This window comes from Pseudomonas sp. RIT-PI-AD, assembly GCF_025642785.1.
Lineage (GTDB): Bacteria > Pseudomonadota > Gammaproteobacteria > Pseudomonadales > Pseudomonadaceae > Pseudomonas_T.
This window is the reverse complement of sequence record NZ_JANZKU010000014.1, coordinates 19,879-45,268: the sequence shown is the minus strand read 5'-3', so window position 1 is coordinate 45,268 and position 25,390 is coordinate 19,879. Positions and strand designations below refer to the sequence as shown.

The window sequence follows — 25,390 nt, the reverse complement described above, 5'->3', positions numbered from 1 at the left end:
CCGGGGAGGGGACGGGCCGCGACCGGCTGGCGGTGCGGCGGGTGGCGTCACTCTAGGAACAGCGGGCGGGGTCCGACAGACTCAGAACGGCGGGGTTTTTGCGGATCAGGCCGGGCGTCGCCGGGCCTGCGTCAGAAGGTCGCGAGAATCCGCCCGAGGGTCTCCATGGCCCGTTCGCTCTGGGCGTCCCACGGGTAGCCATGGTTGAGGCGGGCGCAGTTCTGGAAGCGCCGGGTAGCGGAAAAGATCGGCCCCGGAGCCAGGCTGATGCCCTGGGCCAGGGCCAGTTGGAAAAGGTGCAACGAGTCCACCCGTTCGGGGAACTCGAACCAGAGGAAATAGCCGCCGAGGGGCCGCGTCACCCGGGTTTCCGCGGGAAAGTGCCGCGCGGCCGAGGCGAGCATCGCCCCCTGCTGGGTTTCCAGGGCATAGCGCAGCTTGCGCAGGTGGCGGTCGTAGCCGCCGTGTTGCAGGTAGTCGGCGATGGCCGCCTGGGCGGGCACCGAGGGCGACAGGGTGGTCATCAGCTTGAGCCGCTGGATGCGTTCGGCATAGCGCCCGCCGGCGACCCACCCGACCCGGTAGCCCGGCGCCAGGCTCTTGGAGAAGGAGCCGCAGTGCATCACCAGGCCGTCGCGGTCGAAGCTCTTCACCGGCTTGGCCGGGCTCGGCCCGTAGTGCAGCTCGGCGTAGACGTCGTCCTCGATCAAGGGCACCTGGTGCCGTTGCAGCAGCTCGTAGAGCGCCCGCTTCTTGTCGTCGCTCATGCTCGCGCCGAGCGGGTTCTGCAGCCCGCTCATGAACCAGCAGGCTTTCACCGGCAGGCGTTGCAGGCTGTCGGCCAGGCTGTCCAGGTCGATGCCCTCGCGCGGGTGCATGGGAATCTCCACGGCCTTCAGCTTGAGCCGCTCCAGCACCTGCAGGGTGGCGTAGAAGGCCGGTGCCTCGATGGCCACCAGGTCGCCCGGCGCGGTCACCGTTTGCAGGCACAGGTTGAGCGCCTCCAGGGCACCGTTGCTGATCACCAGCTCGTCCAGGGCGAGGCGCACGCCGCTGACCATGTAGCGCAGGGCGATCTGCCGGCGCAGGTCGGGATTGCCGGCGGTCATGTCCGCCACCACCGCATGGGGCGACAGCTCGCGCAGCGCCTGGGACATGGAGCGCGCCAGGCGCGGCAGCGGGAACAGGTGCGGGCTGGGGAAGGCCGAGCCGAACGGCACGGTGAGCGGATCCTTGATGGAGTCGAGCACCGAGAACACCAGTTCGCTGACGTCCACCTCGGTGGTGTGCGCCTGGCGCGGGCCGATGTCCGGTTCGTGCAGCGGACGTTGCGCATGTTCGCGGACGAAATACCCCGAGCGTGCCCGCGCGCTGATCAGGCCGCGATCCTCCAGCAGGTAGTACGCCTGGAACACGGTGGACGGGCTGACCCCATAGGTGCGGCTGGCGTGGCGCACCGAGGGGACTTTCTCGCCGGGGGCGAGCACGCCGGAGCGGATCAGCTCGGCGATCTGCTCGGCGAAGCGTTCGTAGCGTTTCATCTTGTCCGCTCGGACGATGGGAGGGTCGGCGTACTCTACGGGTGTCGATGCGCTCATGCGATCTCGATCTCCTTGGGTGCGGGGCCTGCCGGCCCCGCGGAGGGTTGCTTCAGCGCTGCAGTGGGGCGGTGAAGGTGCTGCCCGCCTCGCTGCGCAGGCCCGGGTCGTCCAGCGCGGTGACCGCGAAGCGCAGCCCCTGCGAACTGCTGGCGGGCGCTGCGTCGGTGAGCGCCACCGACACCGGCAGGTCGAGGATTTCCCCCGGTGCCAGCGCCAGTTCCCGCGGCGCATGCAGCTCGAAGGGGCCGGGTTCGGCCAGGGCCAGCCGATAGCGCCGCGCCTGCTGGGTCTTGTTGATGATCTTGAGGGTGTAGATGTTTTCGACCTGGCCGATCGCGTTCTCGCGGAACAGCCCGCGGTCCTTGCTCACGTCCAGCGACACCAGGGGGCGGATCTGCAAGGCCCAGACGAAGGCGCCGATCATCACCAGCAGTACCCCGGCGTAGCCCACCAGGCGCGGCCGCAGCAGGCGGGTGCGGCCGCCCTCCAGTTGCCGTTGCGAGCGGTAGCCGACCAGGCCGCGGGCGTAGCCCATCTTGTCCATCACCGTGTCGCAGGCGTCGACGCAGGCGGCGCAGCCGATGCAGTCGATCTGCAGGCCGTCGCGGATGTCGATGCCGGTGGGGCAGACCTGCACGCACAGCGTGCAGTCGATGCAGTCGCCGAGCCCCTGGGCACGCGGGTCGCTGCCCTTGCGCCGCGGACCGCGGCCTTCGCCGCGGGCGGCGTCATAGGCCACCAGCAGGGTGTTGTCGTCGAACATCACGCTCTGGAAGCGCGCGTAGGGGCACATGTGCACGCAGACCTTCTCGCGCATCCAGCCGGCGTTGAGGTAGGTGGCCAGGGCGAAGAAGGCGATCCAGAAGCCCGCCACGCCCTCCAGGCGCAGGCTGAACAGCTCGGTGGCCAGCGGACGGATCGGGGTGAAGTAGCCGACGAAGGTCAGCGCGGTGAGCAGGCTCACCGCCAGCCACAGCCCGTGCTTGGCGCCGCGCCGCAGCAGCTTGTCGGCGTTCCAGGGCGCCGCGTCCAGCTTGATGCGCTGGTTGCGGTCGCCCTCCAGGGTCTTCTCGGCCCACATGAACACCCAGGTCCAGACGCTCTGCGGGCAGGTGTAGCCGCACCAGATGCGCCCGGCGACCACGGTGATGGCGAACAGGCCGAAGGCGCAGATGATCAGCAGCGCCGAGAGCAGGATGAAGTCCTGCGGCCAGAAGGTCGCGCCGAAGATGTAGAAGCGGTGCGCCGAGAGGTCCCAGAGCACCGCCTGGCGTCCGCCCCAGTCCAGCCAGGCGGTGCCGAAGAACAGCAGGAACAGGAAGCCCGCGCCGTACAGGCGCAGGTTGCGGAAGCGCCCGCTGAAACTGCGGGTGTGGATGGCGCCGCCGGCCTGCGAGGGCGTCAGGCGCAGCGGGGTGGGGGAGAGGGTTTCGATGAGGCGGGTGGGAATGCGTTCGGTCACGGTGGGACCCCTTCGAGGCGTATCAGGCTGCGCGCACTATGGGACTCGCGCTGTATCGATAACAGGCTCAGGTCCGACGATAAAAAGCGGATCAGATGGGGTTTTGCAGGCGCTGCGGCGGATGGTCGCAGGCGATCCGCGCCGCCTTTCGCAAGGGCCGAGGCCGCGTCGTTCGCGGGCTTAGGGCTCGGGCGGAGTGCCAGCGGGCGCACCATGCGGATCAGTTGCGCACGCGCCAGCGATTTCTCCGACGGGTCTTGGTCATGGGCTTCCCGGTCGTATCCGCCTGGAGAGGCGAATCCCCTCCGGGCCGATGGACGTGTCGTCCGCGCTAGGCGCTTCTGCGAACGGTGATCCGGCCCGGCGCCCGGCTCGTTGCCTGGCCTATCGGCGTAGGCGCCGGGCTGGGCCGGGTTACGGGCCTCGACGAGGCGGGGCGCCGGTGCAGGGCTTCTCGCATCCTTGGCGGTCGGCCCGATCGAGGTGGAGTCGCCGGCGCGCGCCTGAGCCGGTTTTTTTGCCGCGACCTGAACCTGTAACCCGGCGCAGGGCGCGCGCATAGTCCTTCAGTGAATCGCCCCGTGAGAGAGGGCGAACACTGATGAGGCCCCGGCATGTACCAATACGACGACTACGACCGCGCCCTGGTGCACGAGCGGGTGGCGCAATTCCGTGACCAGGTGCAGCGGCGCCTGTCCGGCGCCTTGAGCGAAGAGGAGTTCCTGCCCCTGCGCCTGCAGAACGGGCTCTACCTGCAAAAGCATGCCTACATGCTGCGGGTGGCGATTCCCTACGGCACCCTGTCGGCGACCCAATTGCGCACCCTGGCCGGCATCGCCCGGGATTTCGATCGCGGCTATGGCCACTTCACCACCCGGCAGAACATCCAGTTCAACTGGATCGAGCTGGAGCGCGTGGCGGACATCCTCCAGCGCCTCGCCGACGTGGACATGCACGCCATCCAGACGTCCGGCAACTGCGTGCGCAACATCACCACCGAAGCGTTCGCCGGGGTCGCCGCCGACGAACTGCTGGACCCGCGGCCCCTCGCGGAAATCCTCCGCCAGTGGTCGACGATCAACCCGGAATTCCTCTTCCTGCCGCGCAAATTCAAGATCGCCCTCTGCGCCGCCGAACAGGACCGCGCCGCCCTGCGCATGCACGACATCGGCCTGTACCTGTATCGCGATCCGGCCGGTGAGCTGCGCCTGCGGGTGCTGGTGGGCGGCGGGCTGGGGCGCACGCCGATCCTCGGCCTGCAGATCCGCGAGGACCTGCCCTGGCAGCATCTGCTGTCCTATGTCGAAGCGGTGCTGCGGGTCTACAACCGCCACGGCCGCCGCGACAACAAGTACAAGGCGCGGATCAAGATTCTGGTCAAGGCCCTGGGTATCGAGGCCTTCGCCGCGGAGGTCGAGGCGGAGTGGGCGCAGATCAAGGAAGGGCCGGCCGAGCTGACCGAGGACGAGTACCGCCGCGTGGCGTCCTCCTTCGCCGCGCCGCCCTACGAGCGGCTGGACGCCTTCGACCTGGACTATGGCCGCTGGCGCGAGCGCGACGCCCGTTTCGCCCACTGGGCGTCGCGTAACCTGCACCCGCACAAGGTGCCCGGTTATGCCAGCGTGGTGCTGTCGACCAAACCGGGCGCCAGCGCGCCGCCGGGAGACGTCACCGCCAGCCAGATGGAGCAGGTGGCGGAATGGGCCGAGCGTTTCGGCTTCGGCGAAATCCGTATCGCCCACGAACAGAATCTGGTGCTGCCCGACGTGCGTCAGCGCGACCTGCACGATCTCTGGCTGCGCGCCGAGGCTGCCGGCCTGGCGACCCCCAACGTCGGCCTGCTCAACGACATCATCGCCTGCCCCGGGGGCGACTACTGTTCCCTGGCCAACGCCAAGTCGATCCCCGTCGCCCAGGCGATCCAGCAACGTTTCGACGACCTCGATCATCTCCACGACATCGGCGAACTGAGCCTGAACATCTCCGGCTGCATGAATGCCTGTGGCCACCACCACATTGGCAACATCGGCATCCTCGGCGTCGACAAGAACGGCAGCGAGTGGTACCAGGTCACCCTCGGCGGCGCCCAGGGCGTGCAGGCGGCGCTGGGCAAAGTGATCGGGCCCTCGTTCGAGGCAGACGAGATTCCCGCGGTGATCGAGCGCGTGGTGGAAACCTTCCTGCTCCATCGCCAGGGCGGTGAACGCTTCGTCGAGACCTTCGCCCGGATCGGCCTCGAGCCCTTCAAGGCGCGGGTCTACGAGCGCGCGGAGGTCCGCCCTTGAACAACCTGATCCTGTGGCGGGATGGGGTGGCGCGGATCGTCGCCGACGACCCCTGGCGACTGCTCCGCGAGGTGCCGGAGATCCTGCCCGACGGCCCGCTGTTGCTGCCCTTGGGCGTCTGGCGCGAAGGTCGCGGCGATGCCGGGGCGTCCTGGCCTCACGGCTTCTGGCTGGGACCCGAGGACGAGGTGGAGACCCTGGCCGACTGCCTGGCGACGGTGCCGCTGATCGCCGTGGATTTCCCCAGCTTTCGCGACGGCCGCGGCTACAGCCAGGCCTATCTGTTGCGCACCCGTCTCGGCTGGCGCGGCGAATTGCGCGCCATCGGCGATGTGTTGCGCGACCAACTCAGCCATATGCGCCAATGCGGCTTCGACGGCTTCGCCGTGCGCGAGGACAAGGACGTGGAAGATGCGCTCCACGGCCTGGCGGGCATGAGCGTGCTCTACGGGCGTTCCGCCATCGAGCCGCGGCCGTTGTTCCGGCGCCGCACCTGAGCCTGGGAGATGGGCGCGTCATTCATCGATCCGTTCTCTGGCCGTCCAGTTGTTCGAGGGCAGGGGATCGACCCGCAAGTCGCAGGCGAATCCCCCTGCTCGGCATTCGCCCCGAAAGGCCTGTGATAGAGGGGTTGGCGATAGCACTTCCACAGGGGTCGGCAACTTCCTGAACCGTGTCGTAAGGGTTTATTTACAGACTGAAAGGCGCCTGGGGCGCTTTGACAGGGAGCCTGGAGCCTGTAAGGAAAAGCTGCCACAGTCAGGGCTGCGACATCCCGACGCATCGCCTGGTCTCCCTTGTTCGCCGCCCCGCCACAGGGTGTCATGGGGCATCCCCGCCGCCACCGGCGGTGCGCCGATAACAACAACGAGGAGGCGAGATGAACGCCGTGACCAAGATCGAGCAACACAACCCCATCGGTACCGACGGTTTCGAATTCGTCGAATTCACCGCGCCCAACGCCGAAGGCATCGAACAACTCCGCCAGTTGTTCGGCATGATGGGTTTCACCGAGACCGCCAAGCATCGTTCCAAGGAAGTCTTCCTGTTCCAGCAGAACGACATCAACATCGTCCTCAACGGCAGCCCCACCGGCCACGTCCGCGCCTTCGCCGAGCAGCACGGGCCGAGCGCCTGCGCCATGGCCTTCCGGGTGAAGAACGCCAGCCAGGCCGCCGCCTACGTGGAATCCCAGGGCGCGAAACTGGTGGGCAGCCACGCCAACTTCGGCGAGCTGAACATCCCCTGCGTCGAGGGTATCGGCGGTTCGCTGCTGTACCTCGTCGACCGTTACGGCGCGAAAAGCATCTATGACGTCGACTTCGAGTTCATCCCCGGCCGCAGCGCCAACGACAACGCCGTCGGCCTGACCGCCATCGACCACCTGACCCACAACGTTCGCCGGGGGCAGATGGACGTGTGGTCCGGTTTCTACGAGCGCATCGCGAACTTCCGCGAAATCCGCTACTTCGACATCGAAGGCAAGCTCACCGGCCTGTTCTCCCGCGCGATGACCGCCCCTTGCGGGAAGATCCGCATCCCGATCAACGAATCGGCCGACGCCAGTTCGCAGATCGAAGAGTTCATCCGCGAGTACCAGGGCGAAGGCATCCAGCACATTGCCCTGACCACCGACGACATCTACAGCACCGTGCGCAAGCTGCGCGCCAACGGTGTGGATTTCATGTCCACCCCGGACACCTACTACGAGAAAGTCGACAGTCGCGTGCAGGGCCACGGCGAGCCGCTGGAAGAGCTGCGCGAGCTGAGCCTGCTGATCGACGGCGCGCCGGGCGACGACGGCATCCTGCTGCAGATCTTCACCAATACCGTGATCGGCCCGATCTTCTTCGAGATCATCCAGCGCAAGGGCAACCAGGGATTCGGCGAAGGCAACTTCAAGGCCCTGTTCGAATCCATCGAGGAAGACCAGATCCGCCGTGGCGTGATTTCCGCGGACTGAGCCGCCGGACGGGCGCATCCCCCGGCGCGCACGTGCGCCCCGGGGCGGCTTCGAGGGCGCCTTGGTCGGTGACGTCCATGGTGAGCCCGGGCGAGTCGTCGTGTGTCCGGAGGGCGGTCCAGCCGCCCCCTTGGTGCCCTCCGCGCGTCCGCCTGGACTGGAAGCAGGGAAAGTGGATCGAGCGCCGCGCGGGGCATCGCTGTCGCCTGGCGGGCACATCCTATAGACGCTGGAAGGATCGCTGCATGAAACTCGCTTCATTGGACCAAGGCCGCGACGGTTACGGCCTTCGACAGCCTCTTCGGCGCCATCGACCGGATCGCCGAGCGCTATGAGCCCTGAGCGCGGACGGCGCATTCGCGCAGGGCAGATCCACGACCCGCAGCATTTCGACTGTGACCTCGAGGCATACCCCGGTATCCTTGCGCCGGTCGCGCGCTGCGAATCCCTGGATGTTTTCAGAACCGTCATTCCGGAGGTACAGCCCGACGCCCATTGATACGCCTCCGCCGGCTACCCGCCGACGGAACGGCCGCAGGTCCGGCCGCCTGACAGGGAAAGCGAATGCGCACCTCAGCTTGCGTGCCCGGCGCGCACCACGCCTCCCTGAGCGGACCCGCACAGTGCCGTAACCATTCGCCCCGCCACGAGCGAGGCGGTTCTGCTCCCGTCACAGACAAAAACAAAAGGTGACGCACATGATGAGTGACACACAGCCCGCAGGCGAACTCAAACGCGGCCTGAAGAACCGGCATATCCAGTTGATCGCCCTGGGCGGTGCCATCGGCACCGGGTTGTTCCTCGGCTCCGCGGGTGTGCTCAAGTCCGCCGGACCCTCGATGATCCTCGGCTATGCCATCGCCGGCTTCATCGCCTTCCTGATCATGCGCCAGCTCGGCGAGATGATCGTCGAAGAGCCGGTCGCCGGTTCCTTCAGCCACTTCGCGCATAAATACTGGGGCGGTTTCGCCGGCTTCCTCTCCGGCTGGAACTGCTGGGTGCTGTACATCCTGGTGGGCATGTCGGAGTTGACCGCGGTCGGCAAGTACATCCACTTCTGGTGGCCGGAAGTACCCACCTGGGCCAGCGCCGCGGTGTTCTTCGTGCTGGTCAATGCGATCAACATGACCAACGTGAAGCTGTTCGGCGAGGCCGAATTCTGGTTCGCCATCATCAAGGTGGCGGCGATCGTCGGGATGATCCTGCTGGGCTGCTACCTGCTGTTCAGCGGCAACGGCGGCGAGCAGGCGGCGGTGAGCAACCTGTGGAGCCACGGCGGCTTCTTCCCCAACGGCATCACCGGCCTGGTGATGGCCATGGCGATCATCATGTTCTCCTTCGGTGGCCTGGAAATGCTCGGTTTCACCGCCGCCGAGGCGGATCAGCCGAAGCGGGTCATCCCCAAGGCGATCAACCAGGTGATCTATCGCATCCTGATCTTCTACATCGGTGCCCTGGCGGTGCTGCTGGCGCTGTCGCCGTGGGATGACCTGCTGAACAGCATCAACGCCGCCGGCGACGCCTACAGCGGCAGCCCGTTCGTGAAGATCTTCGCGCTGATCGGCAGCGACACCGCCGCCCATCTGTTGAACTTCGTGGTGCTCACCGCGGCGCTGTCGGTCTACAACGGCGGCGTCTACTGCAACAGCCGGATGCTCTACGGCCTGGCTGAGCAGGGCGATGCGCCGAAGGTTCTGCAAAAGGTGAACGCGCGCGGCGTGCCCTACGTGGCCCTGGGCGCCTCGGCGCTGGTGACCTGCCTCTGCGTGGTGGTCAACTACGTGTTGCCGAAGAATGCCCTCGAGCTGCTGATGTCCCTGGTGGTGGCGGCGCTGGTGATCAACTGGGCGCTGATCAGCCTGACCCATCTGAAATTCCGCGCGCACCTCGCGCGGGAAGGCGTGCAGCCGCTGTTCAAGGCCTTCTGGTCGCCCTTCGCCAACTACCTGTGCCTGGCATTCATGCTGCTGATCCTCGGCGTGATGCTGCTCACGCCCGGCATCCGCGTATCGGTCTATGCCATCCCGGTGTGGCTGCTGGTGATGCTCGCCTGCTATCGCCTGAAATGCTCCGCTGCCCGCCGCGTTGCGCTGGCGTCCGAGGCGGCGCGGGTCGACGCGGTCCGCCCGGTGGGGGTTCGGCCGATCGAGCCGGCCTGAACGTGGGCACTGGCGTCCCTGAAAAAAGCCCGGCGTTGAGCCGGGCTTTTTTTTGCCTCGCTCAGAGGTCGAGGCGGTCGCGGTTGTGCGCCAGCAGGGCGCGGAACTCCGGCAGCGGCAGCGGCACGCTGTACAGATAGCCCTGGTACAGGTGGCAGCCCTGCTGCTCCAGGAAGCGCAGTTGTTCCGGCTCCTCCACACCCTCGGCGATCAGTTGCAGGCCGAGGCTGCGGCCCATGGCGACGATGGCGCGGACGATTTCCGCGTCGTTCGGGTCGTGGGTGGCGTCGCGGACGAAGGACTGATCGATCTTCAGGGCATCCACCGGCAGGCGCTTGAGGTAGGTCAGGGAGCTGTAGCCGGTGCCGAAATCGTCCATGGCGAAGCTGACGCCGAGGCGTTTCAGCCGGCGCATCTTGCCGATGGTGTCGTCCATGTTCTGGATCACGATGCCTTCGGTGATCTCCAGCTTGAGCATGGTGTGGGGCATGCCGGTCTTGCGCAGGCTGCTCTCGATGCGCTCGACGAAGTCGTTCTGGCGGAACTGCCGGGGGCTGATGTTCACGCACAGGCTGAAATGCTCCGGTTCGATCAGGCCCTCGGCGAGCAACTGCTCGCAGGCGTGGCAGGCTTCGGCGATCACCCAGCCGCCCACCTCCAGGATCAGGCCGCTTTCCTCCAGGACCTGGATGAACAGGGCCGGCGATTGCACGCCGCGGCTCGGATGCAGCCAGCGCAGCAGCGCCTCGGCGCCCACCACGCGGTTGTCGCGGGCGTCCACCTGGGGCTGGAAATACAGTTCGAACTCACCCCGTACCAGCGCCAGGCGCAGGTCGTTTTCCAGGCGCAGGCGCTCGCTGGCGGCCTCCTGCATGGTGCTGCGGAACAGTTGCAGGGTATTGCGTCCGGAATCCTTGGCCCGGTAGAGGGCGATGTCGGCGCGCTTGAGCAGGTCGGCGGGGTTCTGCCCATGGTCGGGGATCAGCGCGATGCCCATGCTCGGCGTCACCTGCAGACGATGCCCGTCCAGCAGCATCGGCTCGGCGATGATCTTGCGCAGCTTCTCGGCGATCTGCCGCACTTGGCGGGTCACCTCCAGGCGCTTGCCGGCGAGGCCGGACAGCAGCACCACGAACTCGTCGCCGCCCAGGCGCGCCACGGTATCCTCCAGGCGGACGCTGGCCTCCAGGCGCGCGGTGACCATCTTCAACACCGCATCGCCCACCGGATGGCCGAGGGAGTCGTTGATGTGCTTGAAGTGGTCCAGGTCGAGGAACAGCAGCGCGCCGCGCAGGTCGTGGCGCTTGAGCAGGGCGATCTGCTGGGTGAGCCGATCCATCAGCAGCGCGCGGTTGGGCAGGTTGGTCAGGGGGTCGTGGTAGGCCAGGTGCCGGACCTGGGCCTGGGCGCTCTTCAGTTCGCTGATGTCGCGGGCGGTGAGCAGCAGGCAGGCGACCTCGTTGAGTTCGATGGGCTCCACCGAGACCTCGACGATCCGGTCGCTGCCGTCCCGGTGCTGGCCGCGCATTTCCAGGTGGTGGACGCGCCCATCCCGTTGCAGCCGTTCCATCAGGGTGGCGCCGGCGCCCTCGTCGGCCCACACGTGGAGTTCATGCACGGTACGCCCGATCACTTCGTGGGGGCGGTAGCCGGTGAGCCGGTAGAAGCCCTCGTTGACCTCGATGTAGCGACCGCTTTCGCGCTCGGTGATGGTGATGGCGTCCGGGCTGGAGTGGAACGCCTTGGCGAACTTTTCCTGGCTCGCCTTCAGCGCCGCCTCGGCGTGCTGGCGCTCGGTGATGTCGCGGAAGGTGGTGGTGATGCATAGCTGGCGCTCGACGCGGATGAAGCGGCTGGAGACCACGCAGGTCAGCTCCCGGCCGTCCTTGGTCCGGTAGCGGGCGACTTCGCCGCTGAGGCCCTGGTCGCGGTTGAGCTTCTCGTAGAGGCTCTGGCGCTGTTCGGGGTCGACCCAGAAGCCGATTTCGCTGGTGCTGCGCCCGACGATCTCCTCGGGCAACCAGCCGAAGGTCTCGCTGAAGCTGGGGTTGATCTCGGTGAAGGCGCCGTCGCGGACGCGCGACACGCAGATCGGCTCGGGACTGGCCTGGAACAGGGTGACGAATTTTTCCTCGGAGGCCGCCAGGCGCTGTTCCCGCTGCACCCGTTCGCTGATGTTCATCAGCACGCCGGTCATCCGCAGGGGCTGGCCCTGTTCGTCGAAATACAGCCGCGCGGTGCTTTCCAGGTAATGGACGTCGCCATTGGCGAAGCGTGCCCGATAGGTGACCTGGTAGTCCTTGCGGCGCCCGGCCAGCAGGTCGTGGAAGGTCTGTCGCATGGCCGCCTGGTCTTCCGGCGGCACGCAGAGGAAGAAGTGCTTGAAATCGCCGTGGTAGGGGTCGGCGGGCAGGCCATGCAGGGCCGAGGCGCGTGGCGAGCCGTAGAGGGTGCCGCTGGGGATGTGCCAGTCCCAGGTGCCGAGGTCGGCGGAGTCCAGGGCCATGGTCAGGCGCTCCTGGCTTTCCAGCAGCGCCTGTTCCTGGCGCCGCTGGCCGGTGATGTCGCGTACCGTTAGCACCAGGCAGGCGCGGCCATCGAGCTCGATCTCGCCGCCATTGATCAGGTTGATGCTGACCTCGCCGGTACGCCTCGACAGGGGGGTCTCCAACTGCTCCAGGCCACCCTCCCGGTTCAGCGCGGCGATCATCCGCCGGCGGTCTTCCTCGTGGGTCCAGAGTCCCAGTTCCAGGGAGGTCCGGCCGATCGCCTCGGTGGCGCTCCAGCCGAACTGGCGTTCGAAACTGGCGTTCACCTCGATGAAGCGGCCCTCCGCCTTGTCGGTGATCACCACGGTGTCCGAAGTGGTCTGGAAGGCCTTGGCGAACTTTTCCTCGCTGGCCCGCAGCGCCGCCTCGCCGCGCTTGCGTTCGCTGGTGTCGAGGAAGGTGCTCAACAGGTGCGGTTCGCCTTCCAGCAGCAGGTACTGGCTGGACAGCATGCCGTCGAGGATGCGGCCGTCCCGGGTGCGCCACTGCACCTCCTGGACGACGGGGTCCTCGGTCAGCGGCGCGCGCCTCAGCAGCTCCGCGTGTTGCCGGGGATCGACCCAGAGGTTGAGTTGGGAGGTGGAGCGTCCGGTGACCTCGCAGGGCGGCCAGCCGAGCAGGCTGCCGAAATGGGGGTTGGCCTCGATGATCACGCTGTCGTCGAAGTGCAGCAGCAGGATCACGTCGGGGCTCATCTGGAACAGGCTGGAAAAGCGCCGTTCCGAACTGAGCAGGGCTTCCGCGCGGTTCTGCTGCACGGTGATGTCGCGGATCATGCCGAGCATGCGTCGCTTGCCGTCCGCGCCGACTTGCGGGCTGCCGCTGATCTCCAGCCAGTGCAGGCTGCCGTCGGGCCAGCGTATCCGGTGGCGGAAGGCGCGGGGCGAGGGCGCGCCTTCCAGCACGTTGCGGAACAGCCGCAGCACTTCGCCGCGGTCGCTCTCCGGGATCAGCCCCATGTAGTCCACCGGGCTGTGCAGCGGCTGGTGGGGGTCGAGGCCGAACAGCGCCTGGGCGCCGCGCGACCAGTTCACCTGGCCGCTGTCGATTTCCCAGTACCAGGCGCCCAGTTGCGCGGCGTTGAGCGCGGCCAAGAGCAGTTGGCTGTCTTGCCAGGTCTTCTCGAATTCCGCCGGGTCGAGGGCGGGGATGAAGGGCAGGGGCGTCTGGTCAGCGGACTGGGCCATCGGGGGTCCATCCTTGGGAAGAGGGGAGGCGGCTGAGGCGTTCGGCGGTTTCGCCGAGCGGCGTGGGGCGCATGCGCGCGGGGGCGGTCGTCGGTGGGGAAACGGGTTGCAAGGGCATGCGCAAACCTGGTTGTCGTCGTGCCGTCACGTTAGACACAGCTCAGGCCACTAGGCAAGGTTTTCGCGCTGGGCGTCGAGCAGTTCCATGAACGCCCGCGCGGCGTTGGACAGGGTGCGGTCGGTATGCAGGATATAGCCCAGCTGACGGCGCAGTTGCACCGCCGGCAGCGGCAGGCGCGCCACCTGTTCGTCGAGCATGGTGCGCGGCAGTACGCTCCAGGCGATGCCGATGGAAACCATCATCTTGATGGTTTCTAAATAGTTGGTGCTCATGGCGATGTTGGGGGTCAGGCGCTCGGCCTCGAACAGGCGCCGGACGATATGGTGGGTGAAGGTGTTGTCGCCGGGGAACACCGCCGGATGCCGGGCGATGGCGGCGAGGTCCACCGGGCCGTTGCAGGCCAACGGATGCTCGGGCGCGGCGACGAAGTCCAGCGGGTCGTCCCACACCGGCACGGCGCGCACCGGCGCGGCGGTATGCGGCGCCAGGGTGATCACCGCCAGCTCGGCGCGGCCGTGGAGGATGTCCTCGTAGGCCACTTCCGAGTCGAGGAAGCGGATGTCCAGCGCCACCTGGGGATAGGCACGGGTGAAGGCGCGCAGCAGCGGCGGCAGCCGATGCAGGCCGATGTGGTGGCTGGTGGCCAGGGTGAGGCGGCCGCCGACGTCGCCATTGAGGTTGTTCAGGGCGCGGCGGGTGTCGTCCAGCACGTTGAGGATCTGGTAGGCGCGGGGCAGCAGGGCCCGCCCCGATTCGGTCAGGCTGACCTCGCGGCCGAGCCGGTCGAACAGGCGCATGTTCAACTGCTGCTCCAGGGCGGCGATGCGTTTGCTCACCGCCGGCTGGGTCAGGTGCAGGCGTTCGCCGGCGGTGGAAAAGCTGCCGCTCTCGGCGATGGCGATGAAGGCGTTGAGGCTGCCGAGATCCATGGGGTTCGTCCGGTCTGCAAAAGGAGAGGCGCAGTACCACTGCGGGAGCTGCGCAGCCTCTCGCATTCCAAATGGTTATTCAATAGATGAAAAATATGAATTTGAGTTATTCGACATCAGGCCCTAGGATCGACCCTACAAGCCGAGGGGCTATTGATTCGATCCCCATGCGGCATAGAAAGACCCGATGAGGACGCTCCGATGGCCGGCAAAACGCTCTACGACAAGCTCTGGGAAGCCCATGAGGTGAAACGTCGCGACGACGGTTCCTCGCTGATCTATATCGATCGCCACATCCTCCACGAAGTGACCTCGCCGCAAGCCTTCGAAGGCCTGCGCCTGGCCGGCCGCAAGCCCTGGCGCATCGACGCCAACATCGCCACCCCCGACCACAACGTGCCGACCACCCGCACCGAGCGCCAGGGCGGTATCGAGGCCATCGCCGACGAAGTCTCCCGGCTCCAGGTGCTGACCCTGGACGAGAACTGCGACGCCTTCGGCATCCTCGAATTCAAGATGAACGACATCCGCCAGGGCATCGTGCACGTCATCGGCCCGGAGCAGGGCGCGACCCTGCCGGGCATGACCGTGGTCTGCGGCGACTCCCACACCTCCACCCACGGGGCCTTCGGCGCCCTGGCCCACGGCATCGGCACCTCCGAGGTCGAGCACGTGCTGGCCACCCAGTGTCTGGTGGCGAAGAAGATGAAGAACATGCAGGTGCGCGTCGAGGGCGAATTGCCCTTCGGCGTCACCGCCAAGGACATCGTCCTCGCGGTGATCGGCAAGATCGGCACCGCCGGCGGCAACGGCCACGCCCTGGAGTTCGCCGGCAGCGCCATCCGTGGGCTGTCCATGGAAGGGCGCATGACCATCTGCAACATGTCCATCGAGGCGGGCGCCCGCGTCGGCCTGGTGGCGGTGGACGACAAGACCCTGGCCTACGTGAAGGGCCGCCCCTACGCCCCGGCCGAGGCCGACTGGGAGCAGGCGGTGAGCGTCTGGAGCGACTTGGTTTCCGACGAGGACGCCCACTTCGACACCCTGGTGGAGATGCGCGCCGAGGACATCAAGCCGCAGGTGAGCTGGGGGACGTCGCCGGAAATGGTCCTGGCGGTCGACCAGAACGTGCCGGACCCGGCGCGGGAGAGCGACCCGGTGAAGCGCGATTCGATCACCCGCGCCTTGAAGTACATGGGCCTGAACGCCAACCAGCCGATCACCGAGATCCGCCTGGACCGCGTGTTCATCGGCTCCTGCACCAATTCGCGGATCGAGGACCTGCGCGCCGCGGCGGAAGTCGCCAAGGGCCGCAAGGTGGCCGGCAGCGTCAAGCAGGCGCTGGTGGTGCCAGGCTCCGGCCTGGTCAAGCAGCAGGCCGAGCGCGAAGGCCTGGACAAGATTTTCATCGAGGCCGGTTTCGAGTGGCGCGAGCCCGGGTGCTCCATGTGCCTGGCGATGAACCCGGACAAGCTGGGCAGCGGCGAGCATTGCGCGTCCACTTCCAACCGTAACTTCGAGGGCCGCCAGGGCGCAGGCGGGCGTACCCACCTGGTCAGCCCGGCGATGGCCGCCGCCGCCGCGGTGACCGGGCATTTCATCGACGTTCGCCAATTGATCCAGGCCTGAGGAGCACGCCATGAGAGCCTTCACCCAGCACACCGGTCTGGTCGCGCCGCTCGACCGCGCCAACGTCGACACCGACCAGATCATTCCCAAGCAATTCCTCAAGTCGATCAAGCGCACCGGCTTCGGCCCCAACCTGTTCGACGAGTGGCGCTACCTGGACGTCGGCCAGCCCAACCAGGACAACAGCCGCCGCCCGATCAACCCCGAGTTCGTGCTGAATTTCCCGCGCTACCAGGGCGCCAGCGTGTTGCTGGCGCGGGAGAACTTCGGCTGCGGCTCATCCCGCGAGCACGCGCCCTGGGCGCTCGAGGAGTACGGCTTTCGTGCGGTGATCGCGCCGAGTTACGCCGACATCTTCTTCAACAACAGTTTCAAGAACGGCCTGCTGCCGATCATCCTCGCCGAAGCCGAAGTGGACGAACTGTTTCGCGAAGTCGAAGCCCAAGAGGGTTATCGCCTCACCGTCGACCTGCACACCCAGGCGGTGATCCGGCCGGACGGCAAGCGTTATGCCTTCGACGTCGATGCCTTCCGCAAGCACTGCCTGCTGAACGGGCTCGACGACATCGGCCTGACCCTGCAGGATGCCGAGGCGATCAGGCAGTTCGAGGCCGGCCACCGGCAGCGGCAGCCCTGGTTGTTCCGCGACGGCTGACCCGCCCTCAGGGCGAGGGTTCGGCCGCGCGGCTTTCCATCGTCGACAAGAGGAATGCATATGCGCCTTACCGCGCTGATAGTGAGTGGCTGCGCCCTGCTGAGCCTGTCCGCCCTGGCCGCCGAGCCGGGCCAGATCCGCCCCGGCCAGTGGGACTTGACCCTGAAGATGAACATCGCCGGCATGCCCCAGCTGACGCCCGCCCAGGTGGCGCAGATGAAGCAATTGGGCATCCAGGTGCCGGTCGGCGGGCAGAGCATGACCAGCGGCCAATGCATCGCGCCCGAGCAGGCGTCCCTGGACAATGCGGTGGCGAATTTCAAAGGGCAGAACGGCTGCTCGATCCAGAACTACAAGCGCGTCGGCAACCGTGCCACCGGCAACCTGATCTGCAGCCAGGGCAAGGGCACCTTCGACATGCAGCTGGACAGCCCGACCGCCTACCACGGCCGCTACACGATGAGCGGCGGTTCGATGAACCAGACCGGCGAACTGACCGGCAAATGGCGCAAGGATCAATGCGATCCGGGCGTCCCGACCTACGGTCGCTAGCCCAGGGCGGCGACCTGCAGAGGATTGTTCGATGAGTGGGCACCAGCAGGCGGTACAGCGGCAGTTCGGCGAACGGGCGGATGCCTATCTGAAGAGCGCGGTGCATGCCCAGGGCGAGGAGTTCGCCCTGCTCCAGGCCTGCGTCGCCGGGCATCCCGGGGCTCGCCTGCTGGACCTGGGCTGCGGCGCGGGGCACGTGGCTTTCCACGTGGCACCGGCGGTGGCCGAGGTGGTGGCCTACGACCTTTCCGAGAACATGCTCGACGTGGTGGCCAGCGCCGCCCGCGAGCGTGGCTTGGGCAACGTGCGCACCGAGCGGGGCGCCGCCGAGCGTCTGCCGTTCGCCGACGCCAGCTTCGATTTCGTGTTCAGCCGCTATTCGGCGCACCACTGGAGCGATCTTGGCCAGGCCCTGCGTGAGGTGCGCCGGGTGTTGAAGCCGGGTGGCCGCGCCGCCTTCATCGACGTCATCGCGCCTGGCACGCCGCTGCTGGACACTTACCTGCAAGCGGTGGAAGTGCTGCGCGACACCAGCCACGTGCGCGACTACACCGCCGCGGAATGGCTGCAACGGGTCGGCGAGGCCGGCTTGCACGTCGGCAGCCACAAGGTCCAGCGATTGCGCCTGGAGTTCGCTTCCTGGATCGAGCGGATGCGCACGCCGCCCCTGCTGCGCGATGCCATCCTGGCGTTGCAGGCGGCGATGGGCGAGGAAGTCCGGCGTTATTTCCAGATCGGCGCCGACGGCTCCTTCAGCACCGATGTCCTGGTGCTTTGGGCCGATCGCGCCTGAGGCGCGCGCCGCGCATCGACCAAGAATCACCACACCGGGCCGGCGCCCGGAGCGCCGCGGTCGCCTCTCGCGCCGCGCGTCCGGGCTTCGCGCCGCAGCTTTAGAGGATGTTATGAGCAAGCAGATTCTGATTCTCCCCGGCGACGGTATCGGCCCGGAAATCATGGCCGAAGCGATCAAGGTGCTGGACCTGGCCAACGACAGGTACGACCTGGGGCTCGAGCTGATCGAGGACGTCATCGGTGGCGCCGCCATCGACAAGCATGGCGTGCCGCTGGCCGACGAGACCCTGGCGCGCGCGCGCCAGGCCGACGCGGTGCTGCTCGGCGCCGTCGGCGGACCCAAGTGGGACAAGATCGAGCGCGACATCCGCCCGGAGCGCGGCCTGCTGAAGATCCGCTCGCAACTGGGCCTGTTCGCCAACCTGCGTCCGGCGATCCTCTACCCGCAACTGGCCGATGCCTCCTCGTTGCGGCCCGAGGTGGTGGCGGGGCTGGATATCCTCATCGTCCGCGAGCTGACCGGCGGCATCTACTTCGGCGCCCCGCGCGGCCTCGAGACGCAGGCCGACGGCGAGCGCAAGGCGTACGACACGCTGCCCTACAGCGAGAGCGAGATCCGCCGCATCGCTCGGGTCGGCTTCGACATGGCGCGGGTCCGCGGCGGCAAGCTGTGCTCGGTGGACAAGGCCAACGTGCTGGCTTCCAGCCAGCTGTGGCGCGAAGTGGTCGAGGAAGTGGCCAAGGACTACGCCGACGTGGCGCTGTCGCACATGTACGTCGACAACGCCGCGATGCAACTGGTCCGCGCGCCCAAGCAGTTCGACGTGATCGTCACCGACAACCTGTTCGGCGACATCCTCTCCGACGAGGCCTCCATGCTCACCGGCTCCATCGGCATGCTGCCCTCGGCCTCCCTGGATGCGCACAACAAGGGCATGTACGAGCCTTGCCACGGCTCCGCGCCGGACATCGCCGGGCAGGGCATCGCCAATCCGCTGGCGACCATCCTCTCCGTGTCGATGATGCTGCGCTACAGCTTCAACCGCGGCGACGCCGCCGATGCCATCGAGCGGGCGGTCAGCCGCGTGCTCGACCAGGGTCTGCGCACCGGCGATATCTTCTCCGCGGGCACCCGCAAGGTAGGCACCGCCGAGATGGGCGACGCGGTAGTCGCCGCCCTGGGTAATCTGTAATCTGTCGGGTCCGCCGGGTTCGCCGGCGGCTCGCTTTTCCACGCGGTTTCAGTCGCGACGAGCAGGCGCTCCGCCGATCCGGGTCTACCGGACACGGCGCTTTCCCAGAGGGAAACGAGCGGCGGCTGGCGCGGGCGGGACAGTCCAATGGGGTTCGCCGGGTAAGCGCGGGTAGCATCGTCGCGATGCAGCGCCGTTTCCGTGGCAGTCATGAAGGTGTAGTGCGATGAAACGAGTAGGTCTGATCGGTTGGCGCGGCATGGTGGGGTCCGTGCTCATGCAGCGAATGCTGGAGGAGCGGGACTTCGACCTGATCGAGCCGGTGTTCTTCACCACCTCCAACGTCGGTGGCCAAGGCCCGGACGTCGGCAAGGAGATCGCGCCGCTGAAGGATGCCTACGACCTCGACGAACTCAAGGGCCTGGACGCGATCCTGACCTGCCAGGGCGGCGACTACACCAGCGAAGTCTTCCCCAAGCTGCGCGAGGCCGGCTGGCAGGGCTACTGGATCGACGCCGCCTCCAGCCTGCGCATGCAGGACGACGCGGTGATCGTGCTGGACCCGGTGAACCGCAAGGTGATCGACCAGCAACTGGACGCCGGCACCAAGAACTACATCGGCGGCAACTGCACCGTCAGCCTGATGCTGATGGGCCTGGGCGGCCTGTTCGAGGCCGGGCTGGTGGAGTGGATGAGCGCCATGACCTACCAGGCCGCCTCCGGCGCCGGTGCGCAGAACATGCGCGAGCTGATCCGGCAGATGGGCGCTACCCATGGCGCGGTGGCCGACGAGTTGGCCAACCCGGCCAGCGCCATCCTCGACATCGACCGCAAGGTCGCCGAGGCGATGCGCGGCGAAGCCTATCCGACGGAGCACTTCGGCGTGCCCCTGGCCGGCAGCCTGATTCCCTGGATCGACAAGGAACTGCCCAACGGCCAGAGCCGCGAGGAGTGGAAGGCCCAGGCCGAGACCAACAAGATCCTCGGCCGCTTCAAGAGCCCGATCCCGGTCGACGGCATCTGCGTGCGCATCGGTGCCATGCGCTGCCACAGCCAGGCGCTGACTCTGAAGCTGAACAAGGACGTGCCGATCGCCGACATCGAAGGCATGATCGCCCAGCACAACCCCTGGGTGAAGCTGGTGCCCAACCAGCGCGAGATCAGCATGCGCGAACTGACTCCGACGGCGGTTACCGGCACCCTCAGCGTGCCCGTTGGGCGCCTGCGCAAGCTCAACATGGGCTCGCAGTACCTGGGCGCCTTCACCGTCGGCGACCAATTGCTCTGGGGCGCCGCCGAGCCGCTGCGGCGCATGCTGCGCATCCTGCTGGAGCGCTGACCCGCCGCCGGCCATGGCCGACCCCGCCGCGGGTCGGCTGCCGCGTCGCTCGCTGGTCATTCATCCCCTTCATATATACAGTGCCTCTCCTTTTGCAGCAGAGGCCGACCCGTGAATCCCCTTTTCGACGTTGCCGTGATCGGCGCCACCGGCCTGGTCGGCGAACTCCTGGTCGAACTGCTCGATGAGCGCGACTTTCCCGTCGGGACCCTGCATGTGCTCGCCGAAGGCGAGGCGGTGGGACATTCGGTGCCGTTCAAGGGCAAGAACCTGCGGGTGCGCGATACCGCTTCCTTCGATTTTTCCCAGGTCCGGCTGGTGTTCTTCGCCGAGGACCCGGCCCTCGCCCAGGCCTATGCCGAGCGTGCCGGGGCAGCGGGTTGCAGCCTGATCGACCTGTCTGCCGGGCTCGATGCCGCGCTCGCTTCGCCCCTGGTAGCGGAAGCGAACGGCGAACGGCTGGCGGCCCTCGCCGCGCCTTATCGACTGCGCAATCCCTGCGCGCCGGCCATCCTGCTCTCCGCGGTGCTGGCGCCCTTGCGCGACTCGCTGAGCATTCGCCGCCTCACCCTGACCGCTTGCCTCGCGGTATCCAGCCGCGGCCGCGAAGGGGTGAGCGAGCTGGCCCGGCAGACCGCCGAGCTGCTCAATGTCCGCCCCCTGGAACCCCGGCTGTTCGGCCGGCAAATGGCGTTCAACCTGCTCGCCGAGGTGGATGACGCCGATCCGGCCGGCCACGGGCAATTGGAAAGACGCCTGCACGACGAACTGCGGGTCCTGTTGAACGCGCCGGACCTGGAGATCGCGGTGACCTGCATCCAGGTGCCGGTGTTCTTCGGTGACAGCTTGAGCGTATCGCTGCTGGCGGAGTCGCCGGTCGATCTACCGGCGATTCGCGCCGCCCTGGATGCCGCCGATGGCATCGAACGGGTGGAAGAGGGCGATTATCCGACGGTGGTCGGCGACGCGGTCGGCCAGGACGCGATCTATGTCGGTCGTTTACGCGGCGGTTTTACCGACCCACGCGAACTCAATTTGTGGATTGCTTCTGATAATGTGCGAAAAGGCGCGGCATTGAACGCCGTGCAGTCGGCAGAGTTGTTGATAAAACACTATCTGTAAAAGATACTTACCGGAAATTTGAAGATTTTTTCGAGCATGACGATACTGCTCTGGCTGTTTGCTGACGGGGAGCGACCGAGCAGGTCGCAAGGGCAGCAATAACTGGACTCCTTCCGGGGTCGAGAAAAAAGATAAATCAAGGGATACGCTATGGTTCGGGTTCGCAAACTTGTGCTGGCAATTGCGGCTGCTTCGGCGCTGTCTTCCGGTATGGCGCATGCGCTGGGTCTTGGGGAAGTTACCCTCAAGTCTGCGCTGAACCAGCCTCTGGATGCTGAAATCGAGTTGCTCGAAGTGCGGGACCTGGGCTCCACCGAGGTCATCCCGGCCCTGGCGACACCGGAGGAATTCAACAAGGCTGGCGTCGATCGCCAATTCTTCTTGAACGACCTGAAATTCACCCCGGTGCTCAAACCCAACGGCAAGAGCGTCATCCGCGTCACCTCCAGCAAGCCGGTGCGCGAACCCTATCTGAACTTCCTGGTGGAAGTGCTTTGGCCGAACGGACGGCTGCTGCGCGAATACACCCTGTTGCTCGATCCGCCGCTCTACTCGCCGCAGACCACCGTGGCCGCCGCTCCCCAGCTCCCCATCGCCAAGCCCTCGCCGCGTCCCGCGGTCACCCAGGCGCCGCGCCCGGCAGCCCCGGCCAGCGCCCCACGCGCCAGTGCTCCGAGCACCGCGCCCAGCGCTCCACGCACTGCGGGCAACGAGTACCGCACCACGGCCAGCGACACCCTTTGGGAAATCGCCGAGCGCACCCGGGCCGGCGGTTCGGTCCATCAGTCCATGCTGGCCATCCAGGACCTCAACCCGGACGCCTTCGTCGACGGCAACATCAATCGCTTGAAGAAAGGCCAGGTGCTGCGCCTCCCCGACGACCAGCAGATCAAAAGCCGCTCCCAGGCCGAGGCGCTCGCCCAGGTCGCCGCGCAGAACAACGCCTGGCGCAACGGTTCCGCAGTCGCATCCACCGGCGCGCGTCAGGTCGACGCGACCAAGCGCAGCGGCGTGGGTGCCGCACCGGCCACTACCGAGAACAAGGACAGCTTGAAGCTCGTCGGTGCCGACGAAGGCAAGTCCACCGCAGGTAGCGACAAGGGCGGGAAGGGCGACAGCAAAGCGCTCGGCAACAAGCTGGCGGTCACCCAGGAAAGTCTGGATTCGACACGCCGTGAAAACGAAGAATTGAAGAGCCGGATGACCGATCTTCAAAGCCAGTTGGACAAGTTGCAGAAACTGGTCCAGTTGAAAGACGATCAATTGGCCAAGTTGCAAGCCAACCTCGCCGAACAGGGCAAGGCCCAGCCGGACGCAGCGGCGGCTACGCCGGCTCCCGTAGTCCCCGCGGCGGCCCCGGTACCGCAAGAGCCGCAACCCGCGGTAACCCCGGTCCCGGTGCCCGCGCCGGCCGCCGACACCCCGCCGGCTGGCGCGACGCCGGTCGATCCCGCCCAGCCCGCTGCCACGCCCGACTATAACTATCAGCAGGACCCGGCGGCTGCCGTGCCGCCCGCGGCCGCTCCGGTCGAGCCCACGCCCGCTCCGCCTCCGGCCGTGCCGAATACACCGGCGCCGGCGGACACCGCCCCGGCGCCCGTGGAGTCCGAAAACACCAGTTTCCTCGACGACCTCTTCGGCAACCCGCTGCTGCTGGGCCTGCTGGGAGGGGCGGCCTTGCTCCTCCTGCTGGTCGGCCTGATGGTGCTTTCGCGCCGCAATGCGATGAAGGAAGCCGAGCTGCAAACCACCCTCTCTGCCCAGGACGATCATCCCGCTTTCGATAACGATCTCGCCCTGGCCAACGATGGCTTCGACGATTTGCACGAAGAGCCCGTGGCAGCCATGGCGCCCGTGGTGCCCGAGCGGGTCGCGGCGCAAACCACCGACCCCATTGGCGAAGCCGATATCTATATCGCCTACGGGCGTTTCAATCAGGCGGCCGAGCTGTTGCACGGCGCCATCGACGAAGAGCCGCAGCGCGCCGACCTTCGTCTGAAGCTGATGGAAGTCTATGCCGAGCTGGGCGACCGCGAAGGGTTTGCCCGCCAGGAGAACGAGCTTCGCGAAATCGGTGGGGCGCACTCCCAGATCGAGCAGCTCCGGTCCCGCTATCCGGCCATGGCGTTCGCTGCGGCGGCCGGTGGCCTGGCGGCTGGAGCCATGGCCGAGGACGACCTGGAGGAATTCAACCTGGACGACCTCACCCTGGACGAGCCGAACGCCGCCTCCAGCGGTAGCCTGTCCGGCTCCCAGGACGCTGCGTTCGACTTGAGCCTGGACGAGCTGGAGGCGGACCTGGATCGCGATCGTCAGGGCAGCGGCGCCATCGGCAATGATTTCACCCTGGACGACGAGCTCGACCTCGGACAGAAGTCCGATGCGCGCAATGCGGCACTCGAGGATCTGGACTTCGCCCTTGACCTTCCCGAAGAGAAGGCAGCCGGGAAGGACGACTTCGACCTGAGCGACGATCTCGCCGACTTCAGCATGGATCTCGATCCTGCGGACCGGACTGCGAAGCCCGTCGCCGACGAATTTCTGCTCGATCTCGATGAGCAACCGGCCGCCACTGAAACTCCCGGCACCGACTTCGAGCTTCCGGCGGATTTCGATCTGTCGTTGCCGGAGGAGCAGCCGCAGGCCCCGGCCGACGATTTCGCTGCCCATCTCGAGAACGCCAGTACGAACGTCGAGCTGGACGCGAACGACTTCGACGAGCCGGCGGCTGGCGTGCCCGCTGCGGCGGAGCTGGAAGGCGAGGACGACTTCGACTTCCTTTCCGGTACCGACGAGACCGCGACCAAGCTGGACCTGGCCCGCGCCTATATCGACATGGGCGATAGCGAAGGCGCCCGCGACATCCTCGACGAGGTGGTCGCCGAAGGCAGCGAGGCCCAACAGCAGGAAGCGCGTGAGTTGATCGCCAAACTGGTTTGATACATGTCAGAAGCAGTACCTTCAGCGGCAGCCGATGAGGCTGCCGCTGGCATTTCCAGGATCGCCCTGGGCGTCGAGTACAAAGGAACCCGCTACCGCGGGTTTCAACGCCAGCGCGCCGGGGTGCCGACGATTCAGGAATCCCTGGAAAAAGCCCTTTCCAAAGTTGCCGGCGGCGCGCCGGTCACCCTCAGTTGCGCGGGACGCACCGACGCCCTGGTACACGCCAGCGGGCAGGTGGTGCATTTCGACACCCGGGTACCTCGCAGCCTGCATGCCTGGATCATGGGCGCCAACCTGAACCTGCCGCCGGATATCAGCGTGACCTGGGCGAAAGTGATGCCGCCCGAGTTCGACGCGCGCTTCAGCGCCATGGCGCGTCGCTATCGCTACGTGATCTACAACGACCCCATCCGGCCCGCGCACATGGCCGAGGAGGTCACCTGGAATCACCGCCCGCTGGATGCGCAGCGGATGCGCGCCGCGGCCGAAGCCTTCATCGGCACCCACGACTTCAGCGCATTCCGGGCGCGCCAGTGCCAGGCCAAGTCCCCCATCAAGACCGTGCACCACCTGCGGTTGATCGAGCACGGGCGTTTTCTGGTCCTGGACATCCGCGCCAATGCTTTCCTCCATCACATGGTGCGCAATTTCGCCGGTGTCCTGATGACCATCGGCGCGGGCGAGAGGCCAGTGGAGTGGGCGGCTGAAGTCCTGGAGAGTCGGGTCCGCCGTACCGGCGGGGTAACCGCTCACCCCTATGGCCTGTACCTGGTACAGGTCGAATACCCGGAACGATTCGACTTGCCGCGACGCTACCTGGGGCCACATTTCCTGTCCGGGTTGCCCGACTGAGAAGGCTATAGGCGCGGGGCGAGGCGGCTTGCAGCTGGCGGCCGCTCTGTTACC

17 protein-coding genes are annotated in these 25,390 nt (G+C 66.9%); 13 read left to right on the top strand and 4 right to left on the bottom strand.

The window, feature by feature from the left end; all coding sequences use genetic code 11:
• Positions 1-131: 131 nt before the first annotated feature.
• Both mapR and ccoG read right to left on the bottom strand, forming a co-directional pair.
• Positions 132-1,541 carry a GntR family transcriptional regulator MpaR gene (gene mapR / locus OGL92_RS13705; protein WP_263144382.1) on the bottom strand — a complete coding sequence of 470 codons (1,410 nt, stop codon included), beginning with the start codon at positions 1,539-1,541 and terminating at the stop codon, positions 132-134.
• A gap of 109 nt (positions 1,542-1,650) precedes the next feature.
• Positions 1,651-3,063, bottom strand: a complete 1,413-nt coding sequence (ccoG, locus tag OGL92_RS13700) for a cytochrome c oxidase accessory protein CcoG (RefSeq protein ID WP_263144270.1) — start codon at positions 3,061-3,063, stop codon at positions 1,651-1,653.
• 614 nt (positions 3,064-3,677) lie between these two features.
• On the opposite strand from ccoG, the gene OGL92_RS13695 reads away from it, so the two are divergent.
• The 4 genes from OGL92_RS13695 to OGL92_RS13680 all read left to right on the top strand — a co-directional run bounded on the left by OGL92_RS13695 (position 3,678) and on the right by OGL92_RS13680 (position 9,470).
• Positions 3,678-5,348, top strand: coding sequence for a nitrite/sulfite reductase (locus OGL92_RS13695; RefSeq protein ID WP_263144268.1), 1,671 nt, complete (start codon positions 3,678-3,680; stop codon positions 5,346-5,348).
• Entirely contained in the window at positions 5,345-5,845 is a 501-nt protein-coding gene (locus tag OGL92_RS13690; RefSeq protein ID WP_263144267.1) for a DUF934 domain-containing protein, read from the top strand. Before OGL92_RS13695 ends, OGL92_RS13690 begins: the two co-directional genes overlap by 4 nt.
• Before the next feature lie 383 nt (positions 5,846-6,228).
• A complete protein-coding gene (hppD, locus tag OGL92_RS13685) occupies positions 6,229-7,311 on the top strand; it encodes a 4-hydroxyphenylpyruvate dioxygenase (RefSeq protein ID WP_263144265.1) in 1,083 nt (360 codons plus the stop codon).
• A gap of 698 nt (positions 7,312-8,009) precedes the next feature.
• Complete coding sequence (locus OGL92_RS13680; protein ID WP_263144264.1) at positions 8,010-9,470, top strand: amino acid permease; 1,461 nt, start codon at positions 8,010-8,012, stop codon at positions 9,468-9,470.
• A 61-nt stretch (positions 9,471-9,531) separates the two neighbouring features.
• Here the strand turns inward: OGL92_RS13680 and OGL92_RS13675 are convergent, their stop codons facing one another.
• Positions 9,532-13,206 (bottom strand): PAS domain S-box protein, encoded by a 3,675-nt coding sequence (locus tag OGL92_RS13675; RefSeq protein ID WP_263144263.1) that lies wholly within the window; start codon positions 13,204-13,206, stop codon positions 9,532-9,534.
• Between the two features lie 168 nt (positions 13,207-13,374).
• A complete protein-coding gene (locus tag OGL92_RS13670; RefSeq protein WP_263144261.1) occupies positions 13,375-14,256 on the bottom strand; it encodes a LysR family transcriptional regulator in 882 nt (293 codons plus the stop codon).
• A 201-nt stretch (positions 14,257-14,457) separates the two neighbouring features.
• Here OGL92_RS13670 and leuC point away from each other — a divergent pair, with 201 nt between their 5' ends.
• From leuC to truA, 9 genes are all read left to right on the top strand, one after another.
• A complete protein-coding gene (gene leuC / locus OGL92_RS13665; RefSeq protein WP_263144259.1) occupies positions 14,458-15,885 on the top strand; it encodes a 3-isopropylmalate dehydratase large subunit in 1,428 nt (475 codons plus the stop codon).
• A 10-nt stretch (positions 15,886-15,895) separates the two neighbouring features.
• Entirely contained in the window at positions 15,896-16,540 is a 645-nt protein-coding gene (leuD, locus tag OGL92_RS13660; RefSeq protein ID WP_263144258.1) for a 3-isopropylmalate dehydratase small subunit, read from the top strand.
• A 60-nt stretch (positions 16,541-16,600) separates the two neighbouring features.
• Positions 16,601-17,092 carry a DUF3617 domain-containing protein gene (locus OGL92_RS13655; RefSeq protein ID WP_263144257.1) on the top strand — a complete coding sequence of 164 codons (492 nt, stop codon included), beginning with the start codon at positions 16,601-16,603 and terminating at the stop codon, positions 17,090-17,092.
• Positions 17,093-17,123: 31 nt separating this feature from the next.
• Positions 17,124-17,885, top strand: coding sequence for a class I SAM-dependent methyltransferase (locus OGL92_RS13650; protein ID WP_263144255.1), 762 nt, complete (start codon positions 17,124-17,126; stop codon positions 17,883-17,885).
• Positions 17,886-17,997: 112 nt separating this feature from the next.
• A complete protein-coding gene (gene leuB, locus OGL92_RS13645; RefSeq protein ID WP_263144253.1) occupies positions 17,998-19,080 on the top strand; it encodes a 3-isopropylmalate dehydrogenase in 1,083 nt (360 codons plus the stop codon).
• 226 nt (positions 19,081-19,306) lie between these two features.
• Positions 19,307-20,419, top strand: coding sequence for an aspartate-semialdehyde dehydrogenase (asd, locus tag OGL92_RS13640; protein ID WP_263144251.1), 1,113 nt, complete (start codon positions 19,307-19,309; stop codon positions 20,417-20,419).
• Positions 20,420-20,530: 111 nt separating this feature from the next.
• The gene (locus tag OGL92_RS13635; protein WP_263144250.1) at positions 20,531-21,541 is read left to right on the top strand and encodes an aspartate-semialdehyde dehydrogenase; all 1,011 of its coding nucleotides are present in this window, start codon (positions 20,531-20,533) and stop codon (positions 21,539-21,541) included.
• Between the two features lie 150 nt (positions 21,542-21,691).
• Complete coding sequence (locus tag OGL92_RS13630) at positions 21,692-24,481, top strand: FimV/HubP family polar landmark protein (protein WP_263144249.1); 2,790 nt, start codon at positions 21,692-21,694, stop codon at positions 24,479-24,481.
• A 3-nt stretch (positions 24,482-24,484) separates the two neighbouring features.
• Positions 24,485-25,336 (top strand): tRNA pseudouridine(38-40) synthase TruA, encoded by an 852-nt coding sequence (gene truA / locus OGL92_RS13625; RefSeq protein ID WP_263144248.1) that lies wholly within the window; start codon positions 24,485-24,487, stop codon positions 25,334-25,336.
• Positions 25,337-25,390 lie beyond the last annotated feature (54 nt).